This window comes from Algoriphagus oliviformis, from assembly GCF_017254915.1.
In the GTDB taxonomy this organism is placed as follows: Bacteria; Bacteroidota; Bacteroidia; order Cytophagales; family Cyclobacteriaceae; genus Algoriphagus; species Algoriphagus oliviformis.
The window spans coordinates 1,287,791-1,294,807 of record NZ_JAFKCT010000001.1 but is presented as its reverse complement, the minus strand read 5'-3'; the positions used below and the strand labels follow the sequence as shown (position 1 = coordinate 1,294,807).

General features: G+C 53.1%; 7 protein-coding genes. 4 read left to right on the top strand and 3 right to left on the bottom strand.

Going from position 1 to position 7,017, the window contains the following annotated elements; translation table 11 throughout:
- Positions 1-146: 146 nt before the first annotated feature.
- Together J0A68_RS05680 and J0A68_RS05675 are read right to left on the bottom strand one after the other, a co-directional pair.
- Positions 147-515, bottom strand: coding sequence for a four helix bundle protein (locus tag J0A68_RS05680; protein ID WP_206577198.1), 369 nt, complete (start codon positions 513-515; stop codon positions 147-149).
- A gap of 35 nt (positions 516-550) precedes the next feature.
- Entirely contained in the window at positions 551-2,131 is a 1,581-nt protein-coding gene (locus J0A68_RS05675) for an acyl-CoA carboxylase subunit beta (protein WP_206577197.1), read from the bottom strand.
- 225 nt (positions 2,132-2,356) lie between these two features.
- Here J0A68_RS05675 and J0A68_RS05670 point away from each other — a divergent pair, with 225 nt between their 5' ends.
- A complete protein-coding gene (locus J0A68_RS05670) occupies positions 2,357-3,292 on the top strand; it encodes a Ppx/GppA phosphatase family protein (RefSeq protein WP_206577196.1) in 936 nt (311 codons plus the stop codon).
- A 109-nt stretch (positions 3,293-3,401) separates the two neighbouring features.
- Positions 3,402-4,475, top strand: coding sequence for an Ldh family oxidoreductase (locus tag J0A68_RS05665; RefSeq protein WP_206577195.1), 1,074 nt, complete (start codon positions 3,402-3,404; stop codon positions 4,473-4,475).
- 18 nt (positions 4,476-4,493) lie between these two features.
- On the opposite strand, the gene J0A68_RS23125 is transcribed toward J0A68_RS05665, so the two are convergent.
- Positions 4,494-4,796 carry a type II toxin-antitoxin system RelE/ParE family toxin gene (locus J0A68_RS23125; RefSeq protein WP_206577194.1) on the bottom strand — a complete coding sequence of 101 codons (303 nt, stop codon included), beginning with the start codon at positions 4,794-4,796 and terminating at the stop codon, positions 4,494-4,496.
- Positions 4,797-5,080: 284 nt separating this feature from the next.
- Here J0A68_RS23125 and J0A68_RS05655 point away from each other — a divergent pair, with 284 nt between their 5' ends.
- A complete protein-coding gene (locus tag J0A68_RS05655) occupies positions 5,081-5,542 on the top strand; it encodes a hypothetical protein (protein ID WP_206577193.1) in 462 nt (153 codons plus the stop codon).
- A gap of 96 nt (positions 5,543-5,638) precedes the next feature.
- Positions 5,639-7,006 (top strand): Gfo/Idh/MocA family protein, encoded by a 1,368-nt coding sequence (locus tag J0A68_RS05650; RefSeq protein ID WP_206577192.1) that lies wholly within the window; start codon positions 5,639-5,641, stop codon positions 7,004-7,006.
- Positions 7,007-7,017 lie beyond the last annotated feature (11 nt).

Sequence of the window (7,017 nt, the reverse complement as noted above, 5' to 3'; positions counted from 1 at the left end):
TGACCCACTATTTGCTTCCGTAATGCTTCACTGAACGTTCTCCTTTGCCTAATCTTAAGTCCGTTTTTCATCTTGTCTGATTGTTGGGACAACCAACAAATGTGACAACTTTATTTAGGCATTGTCAATTGGTTATTGGTTATTGGTTATTTGATCTGGCTTTTCAAATATTTTATGTAGCCGTTTAGCAGTCTAAGCGTGTCGCCGAACAGAATCCGAAATTGGGCAAGCTCCTCGTTGGATATATAGTTTTCCTCTTTCGCAATCAGCAAGTGATCCAAGGTCTCGTTCAACGACCCCCTTGCAATCCGGCAAAATTGAACATTTTCCTGAAAATGAAACCTGCCAAAACCCTCTGCGATGTTATTGGTGATTGACCTGGAAGCCCGTAAGGTTTGGGATAGTAGCGCGTACTTCTCGTGACTGGGGAATTTCCTGCACAGGAGCGAGACGAAGATGCGAAGCTCTCTTCCCTTTTTCCAAACCTCTAGATTTTCAAACGAACTAATCTCCATATTCCGAATTTTCCAATAACCAGTAACTGATTAACTCAAAGCGGAATGTTCCCATGCTTCTTCCTCGGCAGCTTGTCCACCTTGTTTTCGAGCATCTTGAAGGCTTTGATGAGTTTGGTTCGGGTCTCTGAGGGAAAGATCACCTCATCGATAAAGCCGCGGGCGGCGGCACGATAAGGATGGGCAAACTTGGCGGTGTATTCATCGACTTTCTCCTGGAGTTTCGCCTCGGGGTCTGCCGCATCGGCGATTTCTTTTTTGAAAATGATCTCCGTGGCCCCTTTGGCACCCATCACGGCAATCTCGGCAGTGGGCCAGGCATAGTTCAGGTCGGCGCCTATGTGCTTGGAGTTCATCACGTCGTAGGCTCCACCATAGGCCTTGCGGGTGATCACGGTGATTCTTGGTACCGTCGCCTCGGAGAAGGCGTAGAGCAACTTCGCCCCGTTGGTAATGATGCCATTCCACTCTTGGTCCGTCCCCGGCAAGAAGCCCGGCACGTCCACTAGTACCAGCAAGGGCACATTGAAGCTATCGCAAAACCTCACAAACCGAGCCGCCTTCACAGAGGCGTTGTTGTCCAGGACCCCGGCCATGGACTGGGGCTGGTTGCCGACGACTCCTACGCTCCGTCCGGCTATCCGGGCAAAGCCCACCACGATATTGTCCGCGTAGTTTTCATGCACTTCCATAAAGGACTCCTCGTCCACGATTCCCCGCACCACGTCGCGCATATCGTAGGGATGGTTGGGATTGTCTGGAATCAGCGTATCCAGCACGGTTCTGCTTTCATCTTTCTTCAGTTCGTAGGGGTAGATCGGAGCCTGGTCCTCGCAGTTTTGGGGAATGTAGCTCAGCAAGCGCTTGACGTGCCTGATCGCGTCCAGTTCGTTGGCGCAAGCAAAATGCGTCACTCCGGACTTGGTACTGTGGGCGGATGCCCCTCCCAATTCCTCCGCGGAGACAGACTCCTGGGTGACGGTTTTTACCACATTTGGGCCGGTGACAAACATGTAGCTGGTATTTTCCACCATCAGGATAAAGTCCGTGATCGCAGGAGAGTACACCGCCCCACCGGCGCAGGGCCCCATGATCGCGGATATCTGCGGGATGACGCCCGAGGCCAGGGTATTTCTGTAGAAAATGTCCGCATAGCCGCCGAGGGAGTTAACCCCCTCTTGGATTCTGGCCCCGCCGGAGTCGTTGAGCCCGATGACCGGCGCGCCGTTTTTCATGGCCATGTCCATGATTTTGCAGATTTTCTCCGCATGGGTCTCGGACAGCGAGCCTCCAAAGACCGTGAAGTCCTGGGAAAACACGTAAACCAGGCGGCCGTTGACTTCGCCGTATCCGGTCACCACTCCATCGCCGAGGTAGCGTTCTTTGTCAAGGCCAAAGTCCTTGGCCCGATGCACGACAAACCGGTCTATCTCCTCAAAAGTCCCCTCATCCAGCAAAAGATCGATGCGCTCCCGTGCGGACAGCTTTCCTTTCCGGTGCTGGGCTGCCAGTCGGGACTCGCCTCCGCCTTTCTTGGCATCCGCGTTTTTTTTGCGCAGCAATTCGATCTTATCTATAGCCTCGGGTAGAGTGACAGGGTTGTTGGGTTCAGCCATGGTCAGTGTTTTTATCCTGACCAAATATAAGCCGATGCCGGAATTGACCGTCGGAAAGCCCAAAAAGTTGTACCACCAATATCCCCTACCTCTGAAAAACGCATCCAAATACAGGAAATATCCCGTCTGTCACCGCTGCCGGAAATTCTCCATTTCAATCATCCCCTTCAAAATTGTACTTGTCAAAAACTTTATATATTCGCCCAACCAAAATTTTGGCAGATTATGAGTATCCGAAAAGCCGCCGTCATCGATATGGGAACCAACACATTTCACCTGTTATTGGTGGAATTGAACGGGAAAGGTTTTAGGACTATCTATAAAGAAAAGATCCCGGTCAAGCTCGGGCAAGGCGGCATCACCCAAAACCAAATCGCCCCAGATGCCCAAAAAAGGGCCTTCCATACGCTTAAGCATTTCAAAAACCTGATTGATGGCGAGCACATCGATCAGGTTTTTGCTTTTGCGACCAGCGCGGTGCGCAATGCTGACAACGGACCTGAGTTTGTCGGCAAGGTCAAGGAAGACCTCGGCATCCATGTCAATGTGATTTCCGGAGACGAAGAGGCCCAGCTGATCTACGAAGGCATCAACCTCTCCGGCTCGCTCAACGGCCACACCAACCTGATGATGGACATAGGCGGGGGCTCGGTCGAGTTTATCATTGGCACTTCCCAGGAGGTGTTGTGGAAAAGGAGCTTCGAGATAGGCGGACAGCGCCTGCTGAGTGCTTTTCACTACCATGACCCTATTCTCCCAGACGAGGTCGACAGACTGGAGGCTTACTTGTCTGAGCAGCTTCAGCCGCTGATCGAGGCCATCCAACGCTACAAACCCAGCGGTTTGGTAGGTGCGTCGGGCACCTTCGACACGCTCACCGACATTTACTACGAATCCATGCTGCAGTGCAAGCTCACCGGCCAGCATGTGTTTGAGTTGCCGACGGAGGAGTTTGAGCGGATCTTTGAAATGCTCAAGACCAAAAACCGCGAAGAACGCCTGAAAATACCCGGCATGATCGCCATGCGGGTGGACATGATCGTGGTGGCCAGCTGCCTCATCGAGTTCATCCTTCGCTACGTGCCGGTACAGGCTATCGTCTGCTCTTTCTATTCGCTCAAAGAGGGCGCTGTGTCCCGACTTTTGGCGGGAAAAGTATAGGCCTCAGACCTTCCGCATCCTTTCCAACCACCCATTTCCCGGCAACCAGTCACGGTCTACTGGCATCTGGCCCGTATCTTTGCCCGGATTCAACCCCTTCCTTTTTGCCATGCAAACCTTCTCCTACGACCAACTCCGCGAATTCACCTATACTATGCTGCGCAAAATCGGCTGCCCTGAGGCAGACGCCAAGATCGGAACGGACGTGCTGCTTTCCGCAGACCTGCGCGGTGTGGACAGCCATGGGGTAGCCAGGCTTTCGGGCTATGTGAGACTTTGGGAAAAAGGAAGGATCAACGCCACTCCAAATGTCCGCGTGAGCTACGAGACTCCCTCCACCGCTGTCGTCGATGGAGACAGCGGATTGGGTCTGGTGGTGGCTCCTTTTGCCATGAAAGTGGCGATAGAAAAAGCCAAAAACGTCGGCACCGGCTGGGTGTCGGTAAAAAACTCCAACCACTACGGTATCGCTGGCTATCACGCCATGATGGCTTTGGAGCACGACATGATCGGCATCTCCCTGACCAACGCCAGTCCACTGGTCGCGCCGACTTTTTCCAAGGAGCGACTTTTGGGTACCAACCCGATCTCGGTCGCCATCCCTGCCAAAAACCAACCGCCTTTCGTCGCTGATATGGCCACCACCACGGCCGCGAATGGAAAGCTGGAAATCCTGCAACGAAAAGGACTCGACACGCCGACCGGCTGGGTACAGGACAAAGACGGCCAACCGACCACTTCTGCCAACGGCGTGAAAGACGGAGGCGCCTTGCTTCCACTCGGGGGGGATCGGGAACACGGTTCGCACAAGGGCTATGCGCTGGGTGCCATCGTGGACATCTTCTCCGCAGTACTCTCGGGAGCAAATTATGGGCCTTGGGTTCCGCCTTTTGTCGCTTTCCTCGATCCCCTGCCCAACTTGGTTGGCGAGGGAATCGGCCACTTTTTCGGTGCGATGCGTGTGGACGCTTTCCGTCCTGCGGATGAATTCAAATCCCACATGGACAACTGGATCGAGCGATTCCGTTCTGCGGAAACTACTCCTGGAAATGAAAAAGTCCTGATCCCCGGCGATCCCGAGCGGGAACTGGAAGTCATCCGAATGAAAGAAGGCATCCCGCTGCTGGATCCTGTGGTGAAGGATCTGACGGCTTTGGGGGAACGGTTTGGGGTGAAGTTTTAGGATTGCTAAGTCACTTAGCTAAAAGTCGTGTTCGTTAAAAACCCGATCCAAATCTTGGCGATTATCAAAGACGGTGATTATTTCAATCGCCTCGGAATGTATTCTATAAAAAAAGGATGACTCCTTTGAGATCACGCATTTTCTAACCCCCGGAAAACCCTCCAGTAAACGACAGCTTTCGGGATAAGATTTCACAAGAGCAATCGAAGCACGAAACTTTTCCAAAAACTGATTTTTAACCCGCTGCGACCAGCGCCTTTCCAAGTAGTGGAGAAGCTCCTCCAGCTTCCTCTCTGCCAATGGAGACAGAAATACCTCCACTTTAGGACACTTTTTTCAAAAATTCATCCAATGGGATCCTCTTCCCCTCATCCAACTGTTTCAAACCGAGCAGGATCTCCGCTCTTTCCGTGGCGGACAATTTCGGACTTTCCTCCGATGGGGATATCAAGTCAAGCAGTCCTTGGATTAGCTTTTCGTCGTCCAAGCTCAAGATTCGCTTGACCAATTCGAGTTTCGCGGCTTGTGCGTCCATTTTTTTACTTTTTGATAAATTTAGCTGCTTTCATCCTAAAACGAAACCTTTGATCACAAACCTCATACCTATGCCCCTCACTCCCCTCGCCTTCCGCCCCTCTTTCGAAGAAAATCCAAAACTGGCCAAAGCCTCCCACAACCTCAGTTCTTTGCTGGATGCGATTGGTCAGAAAAACATCCCCTCAGCCCAAGAGCAAAAGATCAACGAGATCATCGCCGGAGCCAACAGCTTCTCCGGCCCAGACCCCGAGCTCCTCAAGCAACTGCGCTCGGCCCAGACCGGCATTTTGAAATTATTGGAAAAAGACCTACAGATCGTGCCCAAAGGCCACTTCCAAGCCCAATGGATGGGAATCGGGATGGCTGCCTTTGGGATTCCATTTGGCGTAGCCTTTGGGGCTGCGTTGGGAAACATGGCTTTCCTCGGAATCGGACTGCCCATCGGCCTGGCAATCGGTACCGCCATCGGCGTATCCAAGGACAAACAGGCCCTAGCCGAAGGCCGACAGCTGGATTGGGTTGCGAAATAAACGGCATCTCCGCTCTGGCGCGTTTGTCTAAAAATACTTGCCCAAGCCGACGCTTTTCCTATCTTCAAAACGCAATACACTCAAACCCAAAACCTAATGAACTCGCTCAACCGACGGGAATTTTTAAAAGGAAGTAGCGCACTCATGACCTTGGCAAGCTTTGGCTTGCTGGGCATGGACTTCAAAGACCGCAGAGGCCCACTCCAAGTTGCGCTAATCGGCACCGGTTGGTATGGCAAATCCGACCTTTTTCGCCTGATCCAAGTAGCCGATGTGGAAGTCGTCGGGCTCTGCGATGTGGACAGCAAGCAGCTCGAAGAGGCCGGTAGGCTGGTGGCCACCCGCCAAAAGTCAGGCAAAGTGCCCCCGCTTTACGAAGACTACAAAGAGCTTTTGGCGAAAGCCAAACCCGAATACGTGCTGATCGGTTCCCCGGATCACTGGCATGCCCTGATGGCTATCGACGCGATCAAAAGCGGCGCACACGTCTATCTGCAAAAGCCCATCTCCGTGGATGTGATCGAGGGCGAGGCGATTTTGGCAGCAGCGAGAAAGTACGACCGCAAGGTGCAGATCGGCACGCAGCGCCGGAGTACGCCGCATTTGGTACAGGCAAAAAAGGAAATCATCGACTCCGGCAAGCTGGGCAAGATTTCCCACGCGGAGGTCTGCTGCTACTACCACATGCGCAACAACAGCAATCCCCCGGAAATCCCAGTACCCGAAAACCTGAACTACGAACTTTGGGCGGGGCCGGCACCGAAGCTCCCCTATCGCGGGATTTTGCACCGGGGCTGGCGGGCGTTTATGGAGTACGGCAACGGCATCGTCGGCGACATGTGCGTCCACATGCTGGATGCCGTGCGCTGGATGTGCGACTTGGGCTGGCCAGTACAGGTGACCTCCACGGGCGGCATCTATGTGCAAAAGGACAGCGTGTCCAACATCTCCGACACCCAAACTGCCATTTTCGAGTTTGACGAGATGAACGTCGTCTGGCAGCACCGCACCTGGGGCAATCCCGTGGACAAGGATTATCCCTGGGCTTTCAAGATCTATGGAGAAAAAGGCATGCTGGCGGGAAGCCCCATGCGGGCGGATTTTTACCCCCAAGGAAACAACAACGGCGATGCCATCCACTATCCGGTGGTGCTGGAGAAAGAGCAATATCCGGAGGATACAAGCGAAAAAGACATCGAAATCCATGCAGCTCCGGCCACCCGTGAACAGATGAAAAACTGGCTTCAGGCCATCGATCAAAACACACTCCCCGTAGCGGATGTGCTCCAAGGCCACATTTCTACAGCGGCTTGCATTTTGGCCAATATGTCCATGGATCTAGGCGGCCGTCCGCTGCGATACGATCCAAAATCAATGACCGTAGTCAACGATCCCGAAGCCACCAAGCTACTAAGAAGGCCGTATAGGGAAGGCTATGCACATCCTGAGCCTGCGGAAATTTGAAAAAGAGGCAA